Below are 23,061 nucleotides of genomic sequence, written 5' to 3'. Positions count from 1 at the left end.
GGGAAGCTGTGCGACACAACCCGGGGCTCGCGAGGTGTGGGCCCCAAGATCAACCGCAGGGAGAGCTTTAATGGCTCAGGGAACCGTCAAGTGGTTCAACGCCGAGAAGGGTTACGGATTCATCGCTCCGGACGGTGACGCTCCGGACGTGTTCGTACACTTCTCCGAGATCGTCGGCAGCGGCTACCGTAGCCTCGAAGACGGGCAGCGGGTGGAGTTCGAGGTCACGCAGGGCCAGAAAGGCCCGCAGGCGTCACAGGTCCGCGCCGTCTGACCACTGACACACAGAAGGCGGAGTTCGCGCAAAGCGAACTCCGCCTTCGTGTCGTATACCGACCTAGCAACGTAGTAAATGGACATAACAGCCGTAGAACGCAGATACCACTTACTATCTTGACAGTAAGTGGTATCTGGTCTAACGGGCTATTTGACCGGTTCGAGCACGTCGAGTCCGACGTACGGGCGAAGCGCCTTGGGAACCACCACTGAGCCGTCGGCCTGCTGATGGTTCTCCAGAATGGCCACGATCCACCGTGTGGTCGCCAGGGTGCCGTTGAGGGTGGCGACGTGCCTGGGCTTCTCGTCGGTGTCCCTGTAGCGCACAGAGAGCCGCCTGGCCTGGAACTCGGTGCAGTTGGACGTGGAGGTCAGCTCCAGGTAGCGGTTCTGGGTGGGCAGCCACGCCTCGCAGTCGAACTTCCTGGCCGCCGACGACCCGAGGTCGCCGGCCGCGATGTCGATCACGCGGTACGGCAGCTCCACCTTCGCGAGCATCTGCTTCTCCCACTCCAGCAGGCGCGCGTGCTCCTGGACGGCGTCCTCGGGGCGGCAGTAGGAGAACATCTCGACCTTGTCGAACTGGTGCACGCGGATGATGCCCCGGGTGTCCTTGCCGTACGACCCGGCCTCGCGCCGGAAGCAGGACGACCACCCGGCGTACCGCATGGGCAGCGACCCGCCGTCGAGGATCTCGTTCCAGTGGTAGGCCGCCAGGGGCGCCTCTGAGGTGCCGACGAGATAGAGGTCGTCGGCCTCCAGCCGGTAGACCTCCGAGGCGTGCGAGCCGAGGAAGCCCGTGCCGGCCATCGCCTCGGGCTTGAGCAGCACCGGAGTGATCATCGGCGTGAAGCCGGCCTCGATGGCCTGCTGCATCGCCATGTTGAGCAGGCCGAGCTGCAGCCGGGCGCCCACGCCCTTCAGGAAGAAGAAGCGGGCCCCCGACACCTTGGCGCCGCGCTCGGTGTCGATCGCCGCGAGCATCTCGCCGAGTTCGAGGTGGTCGCGCGGGGTGAAGTCGAAACGGGGCTTCTCGCCGACCTCCTCCAGGACGACGTAGTCGTCCTCGCCGCCCACCGGGGCGCCCTCCTCGACGACGTTGGGCACGGACGACAGCAGCTCGTCGAGCTCCTTGGCGAGCTTCTCGGCCTCGGCCTCGGCGCCCTTCACACCGGCGCTGAGCTCCTTGGCCCGCGCGAGTAGCGCCGCCCGCTCGTCGCCGGAGGCGGCGGACACCGACTTGCCGACGCTCTTCTGCTCGGCACGCAGCGTCTCGTAGCCGGTCAGCGCGCTTCTGCGGCGCTCGTCGAGGGCGAGCAGGGTCTCGACGACGGAGTCGTCCTCGCCGCGGGCACGCTGCGACGCCCGGAGCCGGTCGGGGTGGTCACGAAGGGTACGCAGGTCAATCACGTGACAAGGCTACCGATGTCCGGGCCCGCGCTCGCGCGCATTACCGGTGCCGCGAGAGACCGGTCACACCTCGCCCGCGCGGACCCTGGCCAGCCACCCCGCGGCCTCGCTGAACTCGGCGTCGCCGGTGCCCGTCCTGACCTGGGGCGCCAGGCGGTCGGCCCGGGGGTAGCTGCCGAGGAAACGCACGTCGGCGCAGAGCCTGTGCAGGCCGGACAGCGCCTCGCCCACTCGGGCGTCGCCGATGTGGCCCTCGGCGTCGAAGTGGAAGAAATAGCGGCCGATGCCGTCTCCGGTGGGCCGCGACTCGATGCGGGTCAGGTTGACCCCGCGCACCGAGAACTCGCTCAGCATCGCCAGCAGCGCGCCGGGGTGGTCGTCCTTGAGGAAGGCCACCAGCGAGGTGCGGTCGGCGCCGGTGGGCGCGGGCAGGGCCCCGGGCCGGGCGACGCGGACGAACCGGGTGACGGTGTCGTCGCGGTCGCCGATGCGCGCCGCCAGCTCGACCAGCCCGTAGTGCTCGCCGGCGATGGCCGGGCCGATCGCCGCGTCGTACGGCGAGCCGGGCATGGAGACCTCCAGCGCGGCGGCGGCTGTGGAGGGGGCGGCGACCAGCACGGCGTCGGGAAGCTGCCGCGCCAGGTAGTTGCGGCACTGGGTGAGCGCGGCCGGGTGGGTGAAGACCCGCTTGATGTGCGGCAGCCCGGTGCCCGGCCGCACGAGCAGGGAGAACTCGACGGGCAGCAGCAGCTCGGCGGTGATCAGGAGCGGCCGCCCCCAGGCGAGCTCGTCGAGCGTTACCGTGATGGCGCCCTCGACGGAGTTCTCCAGCGGGACGACGGCGGCCTCGGCGTCGCCACCCCGCGCGGCCTCCAGCGCCGCCGTGACGTTGGCACAGGGCAGGCGCTCGGCGCCGGGGTCGAGGATCCGCAGGGCGGCCTCGCAGAAGGTGCCCTCGGGCCCCAGGTAGGCGATCGGCATACCAGCAGGCTACCGCCCGTAAGGACCCGCCCACCTGGCATATATGCACACCAGGGGGCGTACCACCTCCAACGCCTCGGCCACCGCTGCCGGCTCACCGCCTTGCCGACCCCGGCCGCCCACCCCCACCCCGCACGGCGAACGCCCGACGCGTCCGGCGACACGCTCCACCTCACCCGTCTGAGAGATGGCCACCGGTGCCCACGCACCGCCTTGCGACCCCAGCCGCCCACCCCCGCCCCCGCACCGCGAACGCCGGGTGCGGCCAGCGGCACGCTCCGCCTGGCCGTCCGCGGCCGGCCGCACGTGAGACGGCTCTGCCCGCGTCAGCGTGATCGGGTGCGCCGGGCGAGCAGCCACACCAGCACCAGGGCGCCCAGCCCGAAGGCGTCCTGGACGATCCTGCCCGCCACCGGGCTGAGGACGGGGATCTCGGCCGCGCGGAGCGTGACCCCCCACCAGGGGACGGGGACCACGTAGAAGATCCAGGCCGCCACCGCGAGACGTATGCGCGCCGCCGGGTCGTCGAGCATGCCGGCGGCTCGGCCATGGGCGTCGGACGCCCCTCGGGCCACGACCCCTCGGATGTGGGCCTCGGAAGCCTGCTGAGGCATGGCGGGGGTGTCAGGGGCCCGCCGAGGCACGCCCGCCTGGGCGTGGCCCTCGGGACCCGGCCCGGGTGCGACCGCCTGAGAATGGACCTCCGGACCTTGCCCGGACGCGACCGCCCGGGAGTGGACCTCCGAACCTTGTCCGGACGCGACCGCCCGGCCCGGCCCGGCGTCCCGCGCGAGGGGCGGGACGTCTCGCGGCGCGGGGGCCGGGCCGTCTCTTGGAGAGGCGCGGCCCGGGCCGTCGTACGGAGCGGCGGTTGTGAGCAGGGGGTTCCCCGGGATGGCCAGGGCCGCCAGGGCCACCACCACCCAGGCGAGGTGGTGGATCCAGGCCACCGGGGAGACCAGCACCGCCATCAGGCCCGTCAGGGCCACCGCGCCGAGCATGTCGCCGCCCAGCAGGGCCCGGCGGGCCGCGCGGAAGCCGAACCAGGCGACCAGGCCCGCCAGCGCCAGCCACAGCACCGACGTGAGCCAGTCGGGCAGGTAGAGGCGCAGCAGCATTCCACGGATCGACTGGTTCGTGGTGCCGGTGTTGGACCCGAGCCGTTCGGAGTCGAGCAGCGCGGAGAACCAGAACTGGGCGGCGTCGTGCGGGATCACCAGGAAGGGCAGGAGGGTCAGCAGCGTGGTCGTCAGGACGGCCGTGAAGAAGGCTCTGCGCTGCTCGGGCCGGGCTCCGGGGCCGAAGCCGGTGAGCAGCAGCAGGATCAGGAAGACGCCCGGGGTGAGCTTGACCGCCGTGGCGAGGCCGATCAGCAGCCCGCGCGGCCACCAGGGCCTGCGGGCCAGGCAGTCGGCGGCGCACAGCATGACCAGCAGGATGTCCACCTGGCCGAAGCGCACCTGGTCGCGGATCGGCATCAGGTAGAGGCAGGCGACGGCCAGCAGCCCGAGAAGCGCGGGCGCCGCCCAGGCCGGGCGCCGGGCGAGGCTCAGCGGTTCGCGGAAGCCGTGCCAGACCGTCACGAAGAGGCAGAGCAGCACGCCCGCCGTCCACACCCACTGCGCCACCGGCCACGACATCAGCGCGAGCGGCACGGCCAGCAGGGCCGCGACGGGCGGGTAGGTGAACGGCAGAAGCTGCGGCGCGGGCGTCATCACGTCGTAGACGGGAAGCCCGAGCAGGATGCTCTCGCCCCCGGTGCGGTAGACGTCGAGATCGACCAGACGCTGGTCAGCCGGATTGGTCAGCCAGTGGGCGACCAGCGGCACCGCCGCCACCCCGAGAACCAGGAGCGCCAGCGGCCACCCCCACCACGCCCTCCCGCCGCCCACTCCAGTCCTCACGACGTCGCAGGCTACCGCCCCCTCCCCCCGACAACCACCCGCGCCCAGCCGGCGCTCCCAATCCACCGGGCGGCGGGGACGAGTGCGGTGGGGGCGGCAGGCGACCGGCACTCTCAACCGCGCGTGATCCCGACCGACCACCCAGGGCGACGTCCACCCGTGACCGTCACCCGCAGACCCGCCTCACCCACCCGCCCGCTGCCCACCCGGCGCCGGGGCGGGGTGCGGGACGGCGAGGGCGGCGCCGCTGACGGCAGGAGAACCGGCACTCTCAACCGCGCGTGATCCCGACCGACCACCCAGGGCGACGTCCACCCGTGACCGTTACCCGCAGACCCGCCTCCCCGCCCGCCGGCTGCCCACCCGGCGCCGGGGCGGCGGGGTGTGGGGCGGTGGGGGCGGCGCCGTTTACGGCGGGGACCCGGGTGCGCTTGGGTGGCGGGTGGTCGGGCGGGGCGGCTCGGGTGGGGGTCGCATTAGGGTTGCGAGTCGGAGCCGTCCCAGCCAGGAGTGAGGATTTTCGGTGAGCAGGCGGAACGCCGTCGAGGCGGTCTTCGGCGTTCGCTTGGCCCGGGGCGCCAGGTGGGCGGCGCTGGTGGTCGCCGGGGTGTTGGTGGTGCTCTGTGCTGGTACGGCCCATGCCGGGGTGCCGGACGGGGTCATCGGGGACCTGGCAGCGCATAGGGCCGCTTCAGGCCGGGGGGCAGCGCTTCTTCAAGGGCCGGTGCCTCTTCACGGTTCGGTGCCTCTTCACGGCTCGGCTCAGGGTCCGGCTGTTAAGGGATCAATACTTCACGGTTCGGCTGTTAAGAGTTCGCCTCTTCACGGCTCGGCTGAGGGTTCGACTCTTCACGGTTCGGCTGAGGGTTCGACTCGTCACGGTTCGGCTGGGGGTTCGGGTGTTCAGCGCTTGGCTCGGGGTTCCGGGGGGCCGGCCGCGGGATGGGGTCTCCGTGGAGCTGAGGGCGACGTAGAGGCGTTCGCACGGCGAGCGGGCACCGTGGTGCTCGTCGGGATTCCCGGCCTGGAATGGAGAGATCTGAGCCAGGGCGGGACGCCTCATCTGTGGGGGCTGGTCGGGCAGGGCGGGGCGGCTTCGATGTCCACACGTGCCTACCCGCGGCCCGATCGGGCGAGCACCTGCCCGGTGGCCGGGTGGCTCACGGTGTCGGCGGGGCAGCGGGCGGGGTCGGCCGACGCCGACTGCGTCCTGCCCGCCGCCCCCCGGGCGGACGCCGACGGCTCGGCGAGCGTGCCCGGGTGGGAGGGCCTGGCGTCCTACAACGCGGCGACCTCCTACCGGGCCGCGCTCGGCCTGCTCGGCCAGGCCGTGCGCGACGCCGGCGGCTCGGTGGCCGCGGCGGGCCCCGGAGCCGCGCTCGCCGCCGCCGACCGGTCAGGCAGGGTGGCGGCGTACGCCGGCGGCGTCGAGGGCCTCGGCGACCTGAGCCGCCACGCCCTCGTCGTGGTGGACGTCGACGACCTGGCCCGCGCGTGGCTCGCGACCGCCGGCGCACCGCCGCCCGAGCTCACCCCACAGGCCCGCGCCCAGGCCGTCGCGAACGCCGACCGGCGGGTCGGCGAGGTGCTGAGCCGGGCCCCCGCGGGCGCGACCGTCCTGGTGGCGGGCCTGTCCGACGTGTCCGCCGCCGCGCACCTGCACGTCGCCGCGGCCCGGGGGCCGTCCCCCGGCGGCGAGCCGTTCCGCCGGGGCCACCTGACCGCCACCTCCACCCGCCAGGACGCCCTGGTGACCGTGACCGACGTGACCGCCACCGTCCTCGGCGTGCTGGGCGCCCCGGTGCCGCGAGGGGCGGTCGGGCGCCCATGGGTGTCCGACGGCGACGCCCCCGGTGGCGTCGCCGCCACCGTCGCCGAGCTCGCCGACGCCGATCTGGCCAGCCGGGTGCTGGTGCGGGTGCGGGCCCCGTTCTTCGCCGTCCTCGTGGCCGTGCAGGTGCTGTTCTACGGGCTCGCCGCCCTGGCGTTCCGCCGCCGCTGGGGCGGGGTGCGGGTGCTGGCCGCCACCCGCGTGGCGGCCGTCGCCGCCGGCGCGGTGGCGGTGTCGACCTTCCTGGCGCAGCTCGTCCCCTGGTGGAGCTCGCCGTGGCCGATGGCGGCCCTCGTCGTCACGATCGCGGGCTTCGCCGGCGCCCTGACCGGGCTCGCGTTCGCCGGGCCGTGGCGCTCGCACGTGCTCGGGCCGCTCACGGTGGTCGCGGGCGTCACCTCGCTCGCCCTGCTCGCCGACGTGATGACGGGCTCGCGGCTGCAGGTCAACGCGGTGACCGGCTACGAGCCGGTCACCGGCGGGCGGTTCTACGGCTTCGGCAACATCGCCTTCGCCGTGTACGCCACCGGCACGATCCTGGCGCTCGCCGGTGTGGCGCAGATGCTGATCGAGCGGGGCCGCCGCGTCCTCGCCCTGGCGGTCTGCGCGGCGTACGGGCTGCTGGCGATCTTCGCCGACGGATGGCCGGGCTGGGGGGCCGACTTCGGCGGCGTGCCCGCGTTCGTGCTGGGATACGCCGTCTTCCTCATGCTGCTCTCGGGCCGCCGCGTCACGGCGGGCAAGCTCGCGATCGCCGGAGCGGCCGGCGCGGTGCTGGTCGGCGCCATCGCGGTCGCCGACTGGCTGCGGCCCAGCGCCGGTCGCACGCACCTCGGCGCGTTCGTCCAGCAGGTCGTGGACGGGCAGGCCGTGCCGGTGGTCACCCGCAAGATCGGCGCGATGCTGGGCACGCTCGGCAACTGGCAGCTCACCGTGCTGTCGCTGGTCGCGCTGGCGTTCCTGTACCTCGTGCTCGCGCGCCCGTCGCGGTGGGGCGCCTCGGCGCTGGGGCTGGCCTACGCCCAGGCACCGGTGCTGCGCGCCGGCCTGTTCGGGGTGCTGACCACCGCGCTGGCGGGCTTCCTGGTCAACGACTCGGGCATCGCCATCCCGGCCATGGCCCTCACGGTCGCGGTGCCGCTGACGCTCGCGGCGTCGATCCGCGCGCTGCGTACAGCGCCCACCACGCCAGAGCCGCCGTCAGCGCCAGCAGGATCCACGGCACCACCTGACCCCGCACCACCGTCCCCAGCCAGCTGAGGTCGGGAGGCTGCGCCGCCTGACGGGCCGGCAGGTACGCCAGCGAAAGCGCGGCCGTCCGGGCGACGGCGAAACCGTCCAGCGCCGTCACGGGCGCCAGCGCCAGCAGCGCGAAGGCCAGCCCGTCGTACCACGGCAGCGCGTAGGGGGTGGAGAACAGCCACGCGACCACCACCGCGGTCGCCACCCAGGCCGCCTCGCCCGCCGGTGCGCCCCCGAGCGAAGAGGCGGCGGGCCGGGGGGCGCTCGTGGGCGCACCTGCCTCGGCGTGCCGGCGCAGGGCCCGCAGCAGGGACGCCGACAGCAGCACCAAGAGCAGCATTGAGCCGGCCTGGATCCAGGCGCGGTAGGCGCCCGAGCCGAAGAGCGTCTGGAGCAGCGCCTGGACGAGGTGCCAGGGCGTGGCCCAGGAGATGGACTTGCTGGCGGTCAGCACCTGGTCGAGCGAGTCGGGGCCGGCGAGCAGGTAGGCGGCCACGGTGGTGAGCACGGCGGTTCCCGCCACGACGGCGAGCCGCGCGGGCGACCGTCGCAGCTCCCACGCCGGGCCGAGCGCGACCAGGCCCGCGTTGACCTTGACGGCGACGCCCAGGCCCAGCAGTGGGCCGGCCGTCCACCACCGCCGGCCTCCCCCCGCGGCGAGCGCGCCGACCATGAAGACGATGGCGAGGGTGTCCACGTGCATCCCGGCGACGAGTTGGTAGATCACCAGCGGGTTCACCGTCCACAGCAGCGCCGCGCGGGCCTGCCGGGCCCGGTCGCCGTGGGTGAGCCGGTGCAGCAACAGCGCCGTCGCCACGAACGCCGTCGCGTTCACCAGGGCGAGCACGAAGACGGTCAGCCGTACGGACTCCCCGCCCACCAGGCTCGCCAGGGCCTGGACGGCGGTCGCGACCGGCCCGTAGACGCTCGGCTCCTCCTGCCAGGGGATCTCCACCACCCGCGCCACGGGGTCGCCGGGGAGGTCGGCGGCGCCGGTCGCGTAGGGGTCGTGGCCGAGGACCGCCATGCGTCCGTAGGCCGCGTAGTTGAGGTGGTCCGCCGACCCCGAGGGCGGCAGGAACGCGAGGACGGCCGCCGCCAGGCACCCGGCCAGCAGCAGCAGCCGGGGATCCGGCCGGCGTCCCCGCCGTACGGCGAGCAGCGCGGCGGCCAGGCCCACCGCGCCGAGCACGACCGCCGCCGCCTCCATCGCGATGACCAGGTGCCCGTCGGGGCGGGCGTCCAGCGAGTAAGGCGGCTGCCACCCGGCCCCGGGCAGCGCGGGCACCACGGCGGACGGCCCCAGCGCCCCGATGGCGATCGTCAGAACGATCGCGAGCCCGACACCCCCCACGGCGACGCCCGCCACCCAGCCCCGCGCGCCCCACCCGTCCCCGTCCACCGCACGATTCCAGCACACCCCCCACACTCACGACGCCAATGCGCCCCCCACCGTAAGCGGCGCCGACGTCGCCGCCCCCGACTCACCGCACCGGACCTGAGGGCAGGACCGGCGGGCCCGTGCCTTCGACACACCTTCCGGCGTCGCCGAAGACTCCCGCTCACCGGATCGGCTTCCCGGCGCCGACACGGCGAAGTCGGAGCCCGGCGAAGTCGGCGGCCGGCCCGGCGGTGGACCGATGGGCGTGCGCGTGCACGATCACGCCTTCGGACGTCGCCGAAGACCCCCCGCTCACCGGACCGGCTTCTCCCGGCGCCGATACAGCGAGTCGGGGCACGGCGAAGTCGGCGCCGGCTACGGCGGCCGGCCCGGCGGTGGGCCGAGGACGACTGTCTTTCGGCCCGTGAGCGGTTGCCTGCGCGTTGAGGGACGTGGGCTCGTGCGGGTCGCCTCTGGAAGGCTGCGCCGCGGGCACCGTCTCGGCGGCGGGCAGCCGACCACCTCTAGGCGGTCAGACGGTTATCTCGGGGGGCGGGTCGGGCGGATGGCTTGGCGGAGGGGGGCGAGGCCGGGGTCGCGGGGGGCCAGGGCTCTGGCCACGTCGCGGAACTGGCGGGCTCGGTGGAGTTGGGCGTGCCAGTCGGTGCCGGTGGCGCGGTGGGACATCGGCACCTCGACCTCCGTCACGCGGAAGCCGGCGCGGACGAGGTCGATGGTGAGGGCGGTCTCGACGCCGAAGCCGTGGGCCAGGGGGCGGGCGGCCTCGAAGGCCGCGCGGGTGAGGCAGCGCTGGCCGTTGAGGGGCTGGGTGGCCTCCCAGCCGCAGGCGCGGCGGATGCCCTCGCGGGCGAGCCGGACGACGAAGCCGTGGCCGCCGAGCCTCACGCGGGCCGTGAACCTGGCGATGGTCATGTCGGCCGTGCCGGCGCGGACCGGCTCGATGAGCGGCGCGGCCTCGCCGGCCGTCTCGGCGAGGTCGGCGTCGAGGAAGAGCAGGTGCCGGGGCACGCCCTCGTCGAGAAGGCGCACGGCCTCGGCGCCGGTCTCCATCGCGGCGGCCTTGCCGCGGTTGCGGCTGTGCCGCACGACACGGGCGCCGGCCGCGGCGGCGGCCTGCCCCGTGGCGTCGGCCGAGCCGTCGTCGACCACGACGACCAGGGCGACCCCGGGGATGGCCAGGGCCGCCTTGACGGTGGCGCCGATGCGGTCGGCCTCGTCCTTGGCAGGGACGACGACCGCGGTGTCAGGCTGTGCGGATGGGTCGCTCATCGCTCCTCGTCCGGTCTATCTGCGCTCGGACGACCGATGGTAGCCACCCATCGCTCTCCGCTCGGCTCGCCGGCGGCTCGGACGACCGATCGTGACCACCCGTCGCCGCCCATCCCGCTCCCGCGGCTCGGGACGAGCGATGGCAGCCCCACCGCTGTTCGCCCGGTTCACCGACGGCTCGGACGGCTGACCGTGGCCGCCCGCCGGGCGCCCCGGCGCGCCGAAGACCGATGGCGACCGCCACCGGTGCTCGTCCTCCCCGCCTCCGCGGGCCGTTCGCGGGCTACCCCGGATGCTCGGCGGTGAGCAGCTCCGCCGGGATGGTGTCGTGCACGGTGAACACCGAATCGAGCCCGGTGACCTGCAGGATCTTGCGGACGGCCGGACGCGGCGACGCGACCTCCAGCACGCCCCCGCGTTCTCGCATGCGCTTGAGCGCGGACAGCAGGACGTTCATGCCCGTGGAGTCACAGAACTCCACGCCGGACATGTCGATGACCACCCGCTCCGGCCCGGTCTCCAGCAGGCGGGTGAACTCCGCCTGGAGTCGGGGCGCGGTATAGAGGTCGATTTCGCCGACGACCGTCAAGACAGCGTGGCCGGCATGTGATCGAGTCGAGACCTTGAGCTCCACAGCGGGCACACTAGCGCCGTACCGCCCCCGGGTCACGCTCTACCGCCATAACCGAAGAGTCGTCAGCCCTTTGTCCCCGGTTTCAGCCCCATGGAAACGCTAAGTGCGCAAAGCTTGACGCTATGCGACACCGGCTCGGCCGGAAGGGGGGGAGGCCCGGAACCTCCGCACCCGGCCGTCACTTCGACGATGAGGAGGGGCGGGCGTGGAGTGCGACGGGCCCGACGACGCCGATGAACAGTGACCAACCCGAAGATCCCCAGCGTAACGTCATGCGCGAGCGGCTTGAGGCCATCCTCGCCCGGTCCGACAGGGCCCGCGCCTGGGGGGACGCCGCACTGCCGCTGCGTCCCCTGATCAACCGCGACGGGTACGTCCCCATCACGACCCGCCTCACGGTGGACGACCTGAACCTGCTCGCCGCCGCACGCCAGGAGCTCGTGTGCTTCACCGAGCTGGGCCTACGCCTGATCGACCTGCACCAGCCCCGCGACGCCGGCGGCATCACCAGCGACGTCGCGAACCCGATCCTGCGCTGCCGGAGCTGCATGTGGCGCTGGCCCTGCCCCACGTTCCGCGCGATGTCCGAGGCGCTGGACTCGCTCGCGGAGGGCGAGGAAGGCGCGGAGGGCGAGGAGGCCGCCGGGCGCGAGGCGGTGCCCGCCAACGGGTCCCAGCCCGCCCCGCGCCGGTCAGGCAGCGGGTTCCGAGAGCGGAAGCACGATGTCGAAGCGGCATCCCGCGCCCTCGTTCACGACGGCGATGGCGCCCTGGTGGGCCTCGACGATGCCTCGCGCGATGGCGAGCCCCAGCCCCGCGCCGCCATCGGGGCCGGGGGTTCGCGCGGCCTCGCCGCGGAAGGCCACGTCGAAGACGCGTGGTAGGTCGTCCTCGGGGATGCCCCCGCAGCAGTCGGCCACCGACAGGCGCGCGGTCCGGTCGCCGGCCACCGCGCGCACCACCACCGTGCCGTCCTCGGGCGTGTGCCTGATCGCGTTGACCACCAGGTTGCGCACGGCCCGCCCGAGCTCGGCCGCGTCCGCGTACACCGGCAGCGCCGGCTGGGCGTCGCCGCTCAGCCGCACGCCCTTCGCCTTGGCGAGGGCCTCCACGCCCGCCAGCGCGTCGGCCACCAGGTCGCCGAGGCCGATGCGGCTCGGCGAGAGCCGCAGGGCGCCCGCGTGGATGCGCGACAGCTCGAACAGGTCCTCCACCATGTGCGAGAGCCGGTCCACCTCCACCCTGATCTGGTTGTGGTAGCGCCGCACGGTGGCGTCGTCGGTCACGACGCCGTCCTCCAGGGCCTCCACCATGGCGCGCATGCCCGCCAGCGGGGTGCGCAGGTCGTGGCTGACCCAGGCCACCAGCTCGCGCCGCGCCCCCTCCAGGGCCCGCTCGCGCTCGCGTCCCTCGCGCAGCCGCTCGTACGCCTGGTCGAGCGCCTGGGAGATCGTCGACAGCTCGGCGGGCAGCGGGCCGGACGGCGGGGTGAAGGCCAGGGACGGCGGCACCGCCTCCACGGCGGCGACCAGCTTCCTGCTGGCCGCGACCACCCGCCGGGCCACGACGGTCGAGACGCCCAGACCGACCATGCCGCCGACGGCGACCACGGTGAGCACGATGTCCCGGGAGCGCCCCTCGATGACCATTTCGATGGTGATCGCCACCACGCCCGCGAGCGTGGCCGAGACGGTGATCACCGCGACGACGGCGAGCACCATGCCGATCGAGCGCCCGCGGAGCATCCACAGGACGCCGAGGCCGAGCCCGGAGATCGCCAGCCCGAGGCCGGCGGTGACGGCGAGGATCTGCAGTATCACGGCCGGCCCTCGCGGGCGCCGCCGGTCACGGCGGCCCCGCCGTCTCGTCCGCCACCGCGTCGGCGTCATCGAGCACGTCCAGGTCGTCGACGGGTTCGTAGCGGTAGCCGACGCCCCACACGGTGACGATCCGGCGGGGCGCGGTCGGGTCGGCCTCGATCTTCTCCCGCAGCCTGCGGACGTGCACGGTGACGGTGGAGGAGTCGCCGAACGACCAGCCCCACACCTGGTCGAGCAGGGCGGAGCGGCTGAACGCCTGCCGGGGGTTGCGCATCAGGTAGGCCAGGAGGTCGAACTCCCGGGCGGTGAGGGTGATCTCACGCCCGCCCAGCCGCACCTCGTGCGCGCCGACGTCGACCACCAGGTCGCCGTCGCGCAGGATCCCGGTGCCGGTGGTGACCAGGGCGCCGCGTGCGCGCCGCAGCACCGACTGGACGCGGAGCGCCAGCTCGCGGGGGCTGAACGGCTTGGTGACGTAGTCGTCGGCGCCGGTCTCCAGGCCCACCACGCGGTCGATCTCCTCGCCGAGCGCGGTCAGCATGATCACCGGCACGGGCCAGCGTTCCCTGAGCTTCTTGCAGATCTGGAGGCCGTCCATGCCGGGCAGCATCAGGTCGAGCACGAGCAGGTCGGGCGGGTCGGCCAGGGCCCGGCGCAGCGCCTCGGCGCCGTCGCGGACGCTTTCGACCACGTGCCCGTCACGTTCCAGATACTTGACGACCACCTCGGCCACGGTCGGGTCGTCGTCCACGACGAGAATCCGCGACGGGGACGACCCGCTCATGGTTCACGCCCCGTCCCATCGGCCTTTTCATCCATTTTCATCCTAATCGCCGACTTTAGAGGAATCACTCGGCGATTCGGCTCGCCAGCGAGGAGACACACCACGTTAGGGGGGCGCCGTCCGGTTCCACGAGCCCTCGTCATCACTTCGTAAGGACCCGGGCTTCGGCGAAGGTCACGATCCGCGCCCCATGCGGCCGATCACCCTCGCGACCGGGACCGGGCGGGCGTACCTTCGTTCCATGGCCCGCACCGTGCTGTCAGTACTCGGCGTCCTGCTCGCCCTGTACGTGGTTTTCGTGTTCATCATCCCCGCCGTCTTCGGCATCGTGAAGCTGCTCCTGATCATCGCGGTCGTCGCCCTCGTGGCCATCGCCGCCGTGACTCTCGTGGGCAGGATCTCCGGCAGGTAGACGCCCTTCCGGCGCGGGGCGCCCGGCGCGCCGGGTGCTCCGCGCCACCTCGCGCGCCCTGAGGCTTTCATCCGCCATTACGGTTGGATGTCGGAATGACTGCTTCGAAGGCGGAGGGCCGGATGATGAACGGTGCCGACAGCGAGGTCGGACGGCTGACGACGGTGATGCTGCACCGGCCGGGCGCCGAGCTGAAGCGTCTGACCCCCCGCAACAACGACAAGCTGCTCTTCGACGCGATCCCGTGGGTGGGCCGGGCGCAGGAGGAGCACGACGCGTTCGCCCAGGCGCTGCGCGACCACGGGGTCGAGGTGCTCTACCTGACCGAGCTGCTGCAGGACACGCTGGAGTACGAGACCGCGCGCCAGGAGATCATCCCGGCCGTGCTGGCCGACCGGCAGCTCGGCGACCGGCTCGCCGACCTCACCCGCCGCCACCTGGAGGACCTGGACCCCGAGGACCTCGCCCAGACGCTGATCGCCGGGCTCGCCCGCGAGGAGCTGAAGACCGGCCGCGGCCTGGTGTACGACCTGATGGACCGGCACGACTTCGTCGTCGACCCGCTGCCCAACCTGCTGTTCACCCGCGACTCCAGCGTGTGGATCGGCGACCGGGTGGCGGTGGCCAGCCTGGCGATGCCCGCCCGCGCCCGCGAGTCCATGCTCACCCGGCTGATCTACACCTACCACCCGAGGTTCGCCGCCACCCAGCACCTGTACGAGCCCTGGCTGGAGCACGTGGAGGGCGGTGACGTCCTGTTGATGGCGCCCGGGGTGGTCGCCGTGGGCACCGGCGAGCGGACGACGCCGGCCGGCGTCGAGCGCCTGTGCCGCAGGCTGTTCGCGGCCGGCCTCGCGCACACCGTGCTGGCGGTGCCGATCGCCCAGCGCCGCGCGACCATGCACCTCGACACCATCTGCACGATGGTCGACGTGGACACCGTCGTCATGTACCCGCCGGTGGCCTACTCGCTGCAGGCTTACACGGTGACGCCGTCGGACGGCGACGAGCCGCGTGTCTCCGGGCCGCGCCCGTTCCTGGAGGCGGCGGCCGAGGCGATGGGCATCGAACGGGTCAAGGTGATCGACACCGGGCTCGACCCGGTGACGGCGGAACGGGAGCAGTGGGACGACGGCAACAACACGCTGGCCCTGGCGCCGCGCGTCGCGGTGGCCTACGAGCGCAACGTGGAGACCAACGCGCGCCTGGAGGCTTCGGGCGTGAAGGTCATCAGGATCGCCGGCAGCGAACTGGGCAGCGGCCGGGGCGGCCCGCGGTGCATGTCGTGCCCGGTGAGCAGGGAAGGGCTACCCGCACTCCCGTAGGGCCCCTATTTCGGTTGTCCGATTCCCCTGGTTGAGGACAGCGATGGGGGCGTGCAGGACGGCCCACACCGTCGTCATGTCCCCGTCGTGACGCACCCCCCAGCGCTCGGCCAGGAATTCGACGATGCCGAGCCCCCGCCCCCCGAGCGAGGACAGGGCAGGACGCCCCGCGCGCGGCTCGGTGGCCGCCCCGCCGTCGCTGACCGTGACCTCCAGATGGTCCTCCGCCCACTCCCACGTGGCGATGATCTGGCCGGACGGCAGCGGATGCGCGTGACGCAACGCGTTGCTCAGCAGCTCGCTCACCACCAGGACGGCGTCCTCGACGGCGGCGGAGAAGATGCCCCGTGTCTCCAGGTCGGCGCTGAGACGCCGGCGTGCGATGGCGACGCTGGTCGGCGCATACGGCAACAGCACGACGCCCTCACTTCCCCGTTCTCCTGCATTCCCCCTGAGGAAAACACATCCCAGTACGACCGAAATGCCCCGTTGGATGGATCTGGAAACCGCACGGCGATCACAGCTTGTGCAGATTCGACAATAGGTGAGTCCATCCGTGACCAGCTCGTTACCGCTTCGGTGTGTCGGATTCGATATAGGCCGATGAGCGGCGTAGAACGAATCGCATTCGGGTGCCGGCCGCCGGCCCCGCGTGCGCGGTGACCTCGCCGCCCTGCGCCCTGGCGAGGCTGCGCGCGATGTGCAGGCCGAGCCCGACGCCGCCGAACCGGCGGCGGTCGCCGCTGTCGGCCTGCACGAACCGCTCGAACACCCGGTCGCGGTCGTCCGCCGCGATGCCCACCCCCTCGTCGTCCACGACCACCACGACCGTGTCGTGCTCCTGCCACGCGGCCACCCGGATCAGGCCGCCGTCCGGGGAGTACTTGAAAGCGTTCTCCAGGAGCTGGCCGAGCAGGATGTCGGTGGCCAGCGTGTCGCCGTCCACCGATGGCAGGTCGCAGGGGATGTCCACCTCGACGCGGTGCTTGTCGGACAGGGCCGGCATGCCGAGCGTGGCCGCGCGCACGCGCTCGCCGAGGTCGAAGCTCTCGACCCGCACCTTCAGCTCGTCGGCCCCGGCGCGCGCGCCGAGCAGCAGGTGGTCCATGAGCCGGCCCAGCGACCTCGACCGCTCGGCGATGGTGCGCACGGCGGAACGGCGCTCGACGTCCGAGAGCTTGTCCCAGCGGGCGTCCAGCGTGCCGGCGAAGCCCTGGACGACGGTGATCGGCGTGCGCAGCTCGTGGCTGGTCGTGGCGAGGAACAGGTCCTTGGCCTCCTCCAGCTCCTTGGCGCGGGTGACGTCGCGGAAGTCGACCACCAGCTCGGCCGTGCCGCCGATCTCGGCGCTGACCACGTCCAGCCAGCGGCCGGACGGCAACTGGGTGGTCAGCTTCTCGCCGGGCGCGGGCAGCGGGAACGGCGGCCTGCCGCCCAGCGCCTCGGCGGCGGGCAGGCCGGTCAGCTCCTCGGCGGCCGGGTTCCACTGCCGGACCGCGCCGGCCTCGTCCAGCACGGCGATGCCGTCGGCGCTGGCGTCCACGACGGCCCGCTCGTGCGCACGCTGCCGCACCACGTCCTGGTAGGCCATCGCGTTGGCCAGGGCGATGCCGGCGTGCCCGGCCAGCAGCTCCAGCAGCTCCAGCTCGACGTGGCCCGCCTTGTGCTGGGCGAACAGCGCGTACAGCGCTCCGTACGGACGCCCGCCCACCGCCGCGACGCCGAGCGCGATGGTGTGCAGGCCGCGCAGCTCCGACCAGATCAGCTCGTCGAGGACGGCCTGGTCGCCGGTCTCCAGCAGCACGGTCTTGCCGGTGCGCAGAAGCTTGCCGACGAGGCTGGTGCGCAGGTCGGCCGTGGCCCCCCGAAGGTCCTGCGGCAGGCCGTGGGTGCTGACCAGGCGCAGGCGCTCGTCCTCGATCAGGACGAAGCCGCCGGCGTCGGCCCCGGTCAGCTCGCTGAGGCTCTCGGCGATGCGGTCGAGGACGTGCGGCAGCTCCAGCTCGGAGTTGATGTCGGCGACGACGTCGGTGAGCCGCCGCACGAGCCGCGCCCGGCGCGCCCCGCGGTCGCGTGCCGCGTGGTCGTCCTTGACCGGGTGGTAGACGCTCACGTAGCCGAGCAGCGCGCCGGCGGCGGACCGCAGCGCGCTGATGTCCACGCCGACGTCCAGCAACGAGCCGTCGCTGTGCAGGCGCTTGGTGCGCAGGGAGACGGGGCCTCCGGTGCGGGCGCGCTCCAGCACGGCGTTGTGCTCGGCCATCAGCTCTTCGGGGACCAGCGGCGCCCGGCGGCCGGCCAGGTCGGCCTCCCGCCAGCCGAACAACCGCTCGGCGGCGGGGTTCCACACCAGGACCGACAGGTCGCGATCGAGGGCCACGACGGCGCTGGCGGAGCTGGCGATGACGTTGAGGGCGATGCAGTCGTCGGCGTTCTCTACCCTGTCGTCACTCATGACCTCCATCGTGCCCGTTTTCCCCGCACGGTCTGAGGCATTTCGATGGGCGAATGATGGCATCAGCCGATCGGTGTCCCCGGCGCCGCCTCCCCGTGCGTGTGGTGGAGGGCTCCCACGAGGCGCGACGCGCCGGTCCGCGCCGGGAACCGTCACGGCCGCCCCGGCCCTCCGCGCCAGATACGCTGCGGGTAGTCGCACCGGGAGGAGGGGCCATGACCGCGGGTGACCTTGAGGCCCTGGTGCGGGTGACGTCCCCCGGCTACGTGGGCGAGACCCCGCCCGACATCGCGTTCGGGATGACCGAAACCCCCTTCGGGCGGCTGGCGCTGGCCGTCACCGCGCGCGGCCTGGTGGCCTGCAGCTACGAGGACGAACACGTCGTCTTCGCACGCATCGCCCGCGAGCTGGGCTCGTTCATCGGGCCCGACCCCCGGCGGCTCGACCCCATCAGGCGTCAGCTCGACGCCTACTTCGCCGGCAGGCTCAGGGCGTTCACCCTCCCGGCCGACCTCCGGCTGGCCACGCCGTTCGCCCGCACGGTGCTCCAGATGACCATGGGAGTCCCGTACGGCAGCGTCACCACCCACGGCGAGATCGCCGAGCGCATCGGCCGGCCCCAGGCGCTGCGCGCCATCGGCAACGCGCTGTCGGCCAACCCCGTCTGCGTCGTCATCCCGTGCCACCGGGCGGTCGAGGCGCGGGGACGCCTCGGCGGCTACGCCGGCGGGCCCGCCGCCAAGGAACGGCTGCTGCGCCTGGAGGGCGCCGTCCTCTAGGCCTGCCGGGCGGGCGCGTCCAGCGGACGGCCGGAGCCCGGCCGCGGACGGCCGAGGCGGCCCACCAGCAGCGTGACCAGCGCCGACACCAGGAAGGCGGCCAGCGCGGCGTTCATCCAGGGCAGCCGCTCGAACCCGATCACCCCGCGCAGGGCGGCCCACAGGTCGTCCCACCAGGGCACCGTGGGCGTCGCGGTGACCAGCCAGTACGCGACGAAGCCGAGCACCCAGGGCACGACCATCGCCCACCGCGCAGGCGCGTCCGCCGAGGTGTCCCAGCGGGCGGCGCCGCCGAGCACGAAGTAGTCGACCGCGAGGACGGCGAACATCGGGACGAACACCGCGCCGATCACGCCGAGGAAGGCCCCGTAGGAGGTCACGTCGACGAACAGCGCGACGACCGTCGTCAGCACGCCGACGCCGATCGAGAAGACGCGCCGGTCGACCTTCGGCAGGAGGTTCTGCAGCGACATCGCCGTGGAGTAGACGTTGGCGAACGACTGGTCGGCCTCGCGCAGCACCAGGATGCCGAAGAACACCGCGCCGAGCGGCACGGCGACGAAGGCGTCCCACACCCGGTCGGGGTCGTTGCCGACCATGGCCAGCGCGAGGATGCCGAGGGTCAGGCACGCCACCTGGGCGATCGTGTAGCCGGTGACCACGCCGGTGAAGGCCGCCCGGCTCGACCTGGAGTGCCGGGCGTAGTCGGCCGCCACCGGCACCCAGGAGACCGACAGCGCGATCACGTAGTCGACCGCGGGGGCGAAGGCGTTCCAGTCGCCGCCGCCGAGCGCCGGGCTCTCGCGGACGAGCGCCACCGACAGCCACACCATCGCGACCACCACGCCCGCCGTCACGAACCGGCGCAGCAGCCGGATCGCGCCCAGCGGCCGGATCGTCAGCGCGACGGTTAGCGCGCCCGCCGCCACCACCCACACCCCGTACGGCACCGCGTCGCCGAAGATGGCGCGGGCGCCGGTGGCGATCACCCACAGCTCGAAGGCCCCCCAGCCGAGCATCTGCACGATGTTCAGCACGGTCGGCACGTACGAGAGCCGGGCTCCGAACAGTCCGCGCAGCAGCACCATGGCCGGGGCGCCGGTGCGCGCGCCGGGCACGGCCGCGAGGCCCACCATGGCGGTGCCGACGAGGCTGCCCACGACGGCGGCGAGCACCGCGGCGGTCAGGCTCAGCGGGGCGTCGCCGAGCGGGTTGAGCAGGTAGAGCGCTCCGGAGAAGCCCAGCAGGCTCACCCCGAGGTTGGCCCAGAAAGCGCCTTGGTCGAGCACTCCGAGGGTCCGCGGAGGAGCCTCGTCGAGGGTCAGGGGGGCCTCGCCGACGGCGGACGTCATCGCACACTCCCTACGCCGGCATTACCCGGACAGGTTCAGGCGGTCGGCAGCGGACCAGCTGCCCTCTCAGCCCGGTGCACCCGAGCTCCCGCGTTCACTTATGCAGTCAGCGCCTCATCCTGCCTCATCGGCGAACATCTGACCACAGTGAGACAGATCACGGTCGTCCCACGGCCCCGTCCGCCGGCCTCCGGGCGGGCACGCCGCCGACGAGCCGCGCGCCGTCACGCCGCGCACCGGCCACAGGCGCGACCAGCCACGGGCGCGACCAGCCACGTGTGCGACCAGCCACGCCCGGCGGCGGACCCGTGATCTCCCGAGGCGGCCCGCGCCCGGCCCCGCGGGCCGCCTCACCGGCCCGCCCGGGGCGGGCGGCTAGGCGACGAAGGGCTGCCCCCCGGTGTCGGTGACCATCGGACGGCCGGCCTCGGCCCATGAGCGCATGCCGCCGCCCACGTTGATCGCCTGGCGCCCGACGTGGTTGAGCCACGCGGTGGCGTTGGCCGACCGCCCGCCGACCCGGCACACGACGTAGATCGGCACGCCCGCCGGCACCTCGTCGACGCGTTGCTGGAGCATGCCGAGCGGTATGTGGACGGCCGTGGGCGCGTGGCCGGCCTGCCACTCGTCGGGCTCGCGCACGTCGAGCAGGTAGACGTCGTCCGGCACGGCCTTGGCCTCGATCTCTGGGACGTTCATACCGTCCATTGTCCCCGCTCCGCCCGCCTTCCGCCCGCTAACAGACGGTTATCGATGATAACGGAGTGTACTTTCGGGGTTTCGCGGTGCGGCTCCCCTTTTCCCTGCAGGAGGGCCGCGCCTACTTGAGCAGGCGGGACAGCCGGCGGTCGGCGAGCGGCTTGCCGCCGGTCTGGCAGGTGGGGCAGTACTGCAGGGAGGAGTCGGCGAACGACACCTCCCTGACCGTGTCGCCGCAGACCTCGCACGGCTGCCCCGCGCGCCCGTGCACCCGCAGGCCCGACCTCTTCTCGCTCTTCAGGTCTTTGGCCGCCATGCCGCGCGAGCGCTCCACGGCCGTGCGCAGCGTGGTGACGATCGCCTCGTACAGCTCGTCGACCGCCTCGTCGCCCAGCGAGCCGGCGATCTTGAACGGGGACATCCTCGCCGCGTGCAGCACCTCGTCGGAGTAGGCGTTGCCGATACCGGCGATCACCTTCTGGTCGCGCAGCAGGCCCTTGATCTGGGTGCGGCTGCCGCTCAGGATGCCCCTGAGCGTGTCGGCGGTGAACTCCGGCGTCAGCGGATCGGGGCCGAGGCCCGCGACGCCCGGCACCTCCAGCGGGTCGCGGACGACGTACACGGCGAGGCGCTTCTGCGTTCCGGCCTCGGTCAGCTCGAAGCCCGGCGCGCGGCCGTCGTCGCCGGGCGCCAGCCGCACCCGCACCGCCAGCGGCCCCTTGCCGGGGCGCACCGGCTTCGCGCCCGAAAGGTCGTCGCGCCAGCGCAGCCAGCCGCCGCGGGCCAGGTGCATGACCAGGTGGAGGCCGTCGCAGTCGAGGTCGAGGAACTTGCCGTGCCTGGTCACCCCGGTGACCTCCAGGCCGCCGAGCGAGGACACCGGCGGGTCGACGGTCTTCAGCGCCTGGAAGGCCACCACGTCGACGCCCGCGACGGGGTGGCCTACGGCCCGCTCGCGCAGGAACTCGGCGAGCGACTCCACTTCGGGAAGCTCGGGCATGCCAACACACTAGCCGCAGGCCAGGACCCCCGGCCGCGTCGCGGCCGGGGCGTCGCTCACCTGGACAGGACGTCCTTGGGCACCGGCTTGTCCTCGGCCAGCGCGTTGAACAGGCGCAGGGCGCGCTGGGTGTCCCACTTGACGACGGACGCGCCGTTGATGGTGGGAAGCGAGCCGACGGGCACCGCCGTGGTGACCGGGTCGCCGCCCATCGCCAGGCCCAGCCCGAGCATGTCGAAGGCGCCGGTGTCCGGGTCGACGGCGACCGAGTCGGTGGCGCTCATCGCCAGGGGGATCGACCGGAACGGGTTGGCCAGCACGCCGGGGGCCGCCGCCTTCTTCACCACGGCGGAGAAGAACTGACGCTGGCGCTGGGTGCGGTCGAAGTCGGGCAGGCTGCCGGTGGCGCGGGTGCGCACGTAGCCGAGCGCGGTGCCGCCGTCCATGTCCTGGCAGCCCTTCTTCAGGTTGATGCCGGCCTTCGGGTCCTTGATGGGAGCCTTGACGCAGATGTTCACGCCGCCGACGGCGTCCACGATGCCGACGAAACCGCCGAACCCGATCTCCATGTAGTGGTCGAGGCGGATGCCGGTGACCTTCTCCACCGTCCGGGCGAGCAGCTTGGGCCCGCCGAAGGAGTACGCGGCGTTGAGCCTGTCGCTGCCGTGGCCGGGGATGGGCACGTAGGAGTCACGGGGCAGGCTGACCAGGGTCGGCTTGCCGTCGCCGTCGGGCACGTGCAGCAGCATCATGGTGTCGGTGCGCTTGCCGGGCGCCCGGCCGGTCGCCAGTTTCCTGCGCTGGGCGGCGGTCAGCCCGGCCCGGCTGTCGGAGCCGACCAGAAGCCAGTCCTGCCCGGGGGTGGCGGCCGGGCGGCCTTCGTAGTCGGTGAGCGAGTCGACGGCCTGGAGCCGGGAGTCGATCCAGAAGAAGCCGCCGAGGCCGAGGACCACCAGCAGCACGACCAGGACCGCGAGCGCGCGGAGCGCGATGCGGCCGGTGCGGCGCGGGTCGCGCCTCTTGGGCTCGCGGGGGCGTCGCTCCTTCTCGGGGCCCCCCAGCGGCCGCACCGGCGAGCTGCCCGGCCTGGGCTTGCCGTACACGCGCGACCTGCCGCCGCGCCCCGAACCGTCCTCGGCGCCGAGCTGGGAGGCCTCGCCGGGCGGCGCGTGCCGCGTCGTCGCACCGCCCGCCGCGTCGTCGCCGCGCCCGCGCCCGCCCCCACCGGCGGGCGGGGGGACGCGGTAGGCGGGCTGACCGGCGGAGTAGGCCTCGTCGCCGCGGCCCGCGGAGGGGTTGTAGGCCCCTTCACCTCCGGGACGCCGCAGGGCACGGGTCGGCCCCTCGCGCCGCCCGGCGTCGTCCGGCGTCTCCCGATGTCCAGGCCTGTCGCCCACGTCGTCTTTCCCCGTCCTGTGGCTGTAGCCGCTGTGCTTCGAAGCTAACGCCACGGCCCCCTGCCCGCGAAGCTTCGTCACCAAGGTTT

General features: G+C 73.4%; 18 protein-coding genes and 1 riboswitch. Of the genes, 4 read left to right on the top strand and 14 right to left on the bottom strand.

Going from position 1 to position 23,061, the window contains the following annotated elements; all coding sequences use genetic code 11:
* Window positions 1–70 precede the first annotated feature (70 nt).
* On the top strand, window positions 71–274 hold the full coding sequence (locus tag PYR91_RS09755; RefSeq protein WP_279779113.1) for a cold-shock protein: 204 nt from the start codon (window positions 71–73) through the stop codon (window positions 272–274).
* Window positions 275–423: 149 nt separating this feature from the next.
* Here PYR91_RS09755 and serS read toward each other — a convergent pair whose 3' ends face one another.
* The 8 genes from serS to PYR91_RS09715 form a co-directional block, all read right to left on the bottom strand.
* Entirely contained in the window at window positions 424–1,686 is a 1,263-nt protein-coding gene (gene serS, locus PYR91_RS09750; RefSeq protein WP_279779111.1) for a serine--tRNA ligase, read from the bottom strand.
* A gap of 63 nt (window positions 1,687–1,749) precedes the next feature.
* A complete protein-coding gene (gene pheA / locus PYR91_RS09745) occupies window positions 1,750–2,667 on the bottom strand; it encodes a prephenate dehydratase (protein WP_279779110.1) in 918 nt (305 codons plus the stop codon).
* 326 nt (window positions 2,668–2,993) lie between these two features.
* A complete protein-coding gene (locus PYR91_RS09740) occupies window positions 2,994–4,571 on the bottom strand; it encodes a glycosyltransferase 87 family protein (protein WP_279779109.1) in 1,578 nt (525 codons plus the stop codon).
* A gap of 2,954 nt (window positions 4,572–7,525) precedes the next feature.
* Window positions 7,526–9,046 (bottom strand): polyprenol phosphomannose-dependent alpha 1,6 mannosyltransferase MptB, encoded by a 1,521-nt coding sequence (gene mptB / locus PYR91_RS09735; RefSeq protein ID WP_279779106.1) that lies wholly within the window; start codon window positions 9,044–9,046, stop codon window positions 7,526–7,528.
* A 519-nt stretch (window positions 9,047–9,565) separates the two neighbouring features.
* Window positions 9,566–10,315, bottom strand: coding sequence for a glycosyltransferase family 2 protein (locus tag PYR91_RS09730; protein WP_279779104.1), 750 nt, complete (start codon window positions 10,313–10,315; stop codon window positions 9,566–9,568).
* A 283-nt stretch (window positions 10,316–10,598) separates the two neighbouring features.
* Complete coding sequence (locus PYR91_RS09725; RefSeq protein ID WP_279779103.1) at window positions 10,599–10,949, bottom strand: STAS domain-containing protein; 351 nt, start codon at window positions 10,947–10,949, stop codon at window positions 10,599–10,601.
* 692 nt (window positions 10,950–11,641) lie between these two features.
* Complete coding sequence (locus tag PYR91_RS09720) at window positions 11,642–12,769, bottom strand: HAMP domain-containing sensor histidine kinase (RefSeq protein WP_279779102.1); 1,128 nt, start codon at window positions 12,767–12,769, stop codon at window positions 11,642–11,644.
* 25 nt (window positions 12,770–12,794) lie between these two features.
* A complete protein-coding gene (locus tag PYR91_RS09715) occupies window positions 12,795–13,553 on the bottom strand; it encodes a response regulator transcription factor (protein ID WP_279779101.1) in 759 nt (252 codons plus the stop codon).
* Window positions 13,554–13,794: 241 nt separating this feature from the next.
* On the opposite strand from PYR91_RS09715, the gene PYR91_RS09710 reads away from it, so the two are divergent.
* Together PYR91_RS09710 and PYR91_RS09705 are read left to right on the top strand one after the other, a co-directional pair.
* The gene (locus tag PYR91_RS09710) at window positions 13,795–13,965 is read left to right on the top strand and encodes a hypothetical protein (protein ID WP_279779100.1); all 171 of its coding nucleotides are present in this window, start codon (window positions 13,795–13,797) and stop codon (window positions 13,963–13,965) included.
* 95 nt (window positions 13,966–14,060) lie between these two features.
* Window positions 14,061–15,290: an arginine deiminase gene (locus tag PYR91_RS09705; RefSeq protein ID WP_279779098.1), complete on the top strand. Its 1,230-nt coding sequence runs from the start codon at window positions 14,061–14,063 to the stop codon at window positions 15,288–15,290.
* On the opposite strand, the gene PYR91_RS09700 is transcribed toward PYR91_RS09705, so the two are convergent.
* Both PYR91_RS09700 and PYR91_RS09695 read right to left on the bottom strand, forming a co-directional pair.
* The gene (locus PYR91_RS09700; RefSeq protein ID WP_347942981.1) at window positions 15,273–15,707 is read right to left on the bottom strand and encodes an ATP-binding protein; all 435 of its coding nucleotides are present in this window, start codon (window positions 15,705–15,707) and stop codon (window positions 15,273–15,275) included. The genes PYR91_RS09705 and PYR91_RS09700 overlap by 18 nt on opposite strands.
* A gap of 151 nt (window positions 15,708–15,858) precedes the next feature.
* Window positions 15,859–17,745 (bottom strand): PAS domain S-box protein, encoded by a 1,887-nt coding sequence (locus PYR91_RS09695; RefSeq protein WP_279779097.1) that lies wholly within the window; start codon window positions 17,743–17,745, stop codon window positions 15,859–15,861.
* Window positions 17,746–17,960: 215 nt separating this feature from the next.
* On the opposite strand from PYR91_RS09695, the gene PYR91_RS09690 reads away from it, so the two are divergent.
* A complete protein-coding gene (locus tag PYR91_RS09690; protein WP_279779096.1) occupies window positions 17,961–18,524 on the top strand; it encodes a methylated-DNA--[protein]-cysteine S-methyltransferase in 564 nt (187 codons plus the stop codon).
* On the opposite strand, the gene PYR91_RS09685 is transcribed toward PYR91_RS09690, so the two are convergent.
* The 4 genes from PYR91_RS09685 to PYR91_RS09670 form a co-directional block, all read right to left on the bottom strand.
* On the bottom strand, window positions 18,521–19,876 hold the full coding sequence (locus PYR91_RS09685) for a cytosine permease (RefSeq protein ID WP_279779095.1): 1,356 nt from the start codon (window positions 19,874–19,876) through the stop codon (window positions 18,521–18,523). The genes PYR91_RS09690 and PYR91_RS09685 overlap by 4 nt on opposite strands.
* A riboswitch (TPP riboswitch) is annotated at window positions 19,867–19,978 on the bottom strand. (Overlaps the previous gene by 10 nt.)
* 273 nt (window positions 19,979–20,251) lie before the next feature.
* Window positions 20,252–20,584, bottom strand: coding sequence for a rhodanese-like domain-containing protein (locus PYR91_RS09680; RefSeq protein WP_279779094.1), 333 nt, complete (start codon window positions 20,582–20,584; stop codon window positions 20,252–20,254).
* Window positions 20,585–20,696: 112 nt separating this feature from the next.
* The gene (locus tag PYR91_RS09675) at window positions 20,697–21,575 is read right to left on the bottom strand and encodes a DNA-formamidopyrimidine glycosylase family protein (RefSeq protein WP_279779093.1); all 879 of its coding nucleotides are present in this window, start codon (window positions 21,573–21,575) and stop codon (window positions 20,697–20,699) included.
* 56 nt (window positions 21,576–21,631) lie between these two features.
* Window positions 21,632–22,972, bottom strand: coding sequence for an LCP family protein (locus tag PYR91_RS09670; RefSeq protein WP_279779092.1), 1,341 nt, complete (start codon window positions 22,970–22,972; stop codon window positions 21,632–21,634).
* Between the last annotated feature and the right edge of the window lie 89 nt (window positions 22,973–23,061).

Origin of the sequence: Sphaerisporangium sp. TRM90804 (assembly GCF_029846175.1) — a bacterium.
Taxonomy (GTDB): domain Bacteria; phylum Actinomycetota; class Actinomycetes; order Streptosporangiales; family Streptosporangiaceae; genus Sphaerisporangium.
Note: the sequence above shows the minus strand (reverse complement) of the source record. Positions and strands in the feature narration are given on the sequence as shown.

Coding starts and splice junctions, on each gene's coding strand:
- PYR91_RS09755 (WP_279779113.1), top strand. CDS start 71: ATGGCTCAGGGAACCGTCAAGTGGTTCAACGCCGAGAAGGGTTACGGA.
- pheA (WP_279779110.1), bottom strand. CDS start 2,667: ATGCCGATCGCCTACCTGGGGCCCGAGGGCACCTTCTGCGAGGCCGCC.
- PYR91_RS09730 (WP_279779104.1), bottom strand. CDS start 10,315: ATGAGCGACCCATCCGCACAGCCTGACACCGCGGTCGTCGTCCCTGCC.
- PYR91_RS09715 (WP_279779101.1), bottom strand. CDS start 13,553: ATGAGCGGGTCGTCCCCGTCGCGGATTCTCGTCGTGGACGACGACCCG.
- PYR91_RS09710 (WP_279779100.1), top strand. CDS start 13,795: ATGGCCCGCACCGTGCTGTCAGTACTCGGCGTCCTGCTCGCCCTGTAC.
- PYR91_RS09705 (WP_279779098.1), top strand. CDS start 14,061: ATGACTGCTTCGAAGGCGGAGGGCCGGATGATGAACGGTGCCGACAGC.
- PYR91_RS09695 (WP_279779097.1), bottom strand. CDS start 17,745: ATGAGTGACGACAGGGTAGAGAACGCCGACGACTGCATCGCCCTCAAC.
- PYR91_RS09690 (WP_279779096.1), top strand. CDS start 17,961: ATGACCGCGGGTGACCTTGAGGCCCTGGTGCGGGTGACGTCCCCCGGC.
- PYR91_RS09685 (WP_279779095.1), bottom strand. CDS start 19,876: ATGACGTCCGCCGTCGGCGAGGCCCCCCTGACCCTCGACGAGGCTCCT.
- PYR91_RS09680 (WP_279779094.1), bottom strand. CDS start 20,584: ATGGACGGTATGAACGTCCCAGAGATCGAGGCCAAGGCCGTGCCGGAC.
- PYR91_RS09675 (WP_279779093.1), bottom strand. CDS start 21,575: ATGCCCGAGCTTCCCGAAGTGGAGTCGCTCGCCGAGTTCCTGCGCGAG.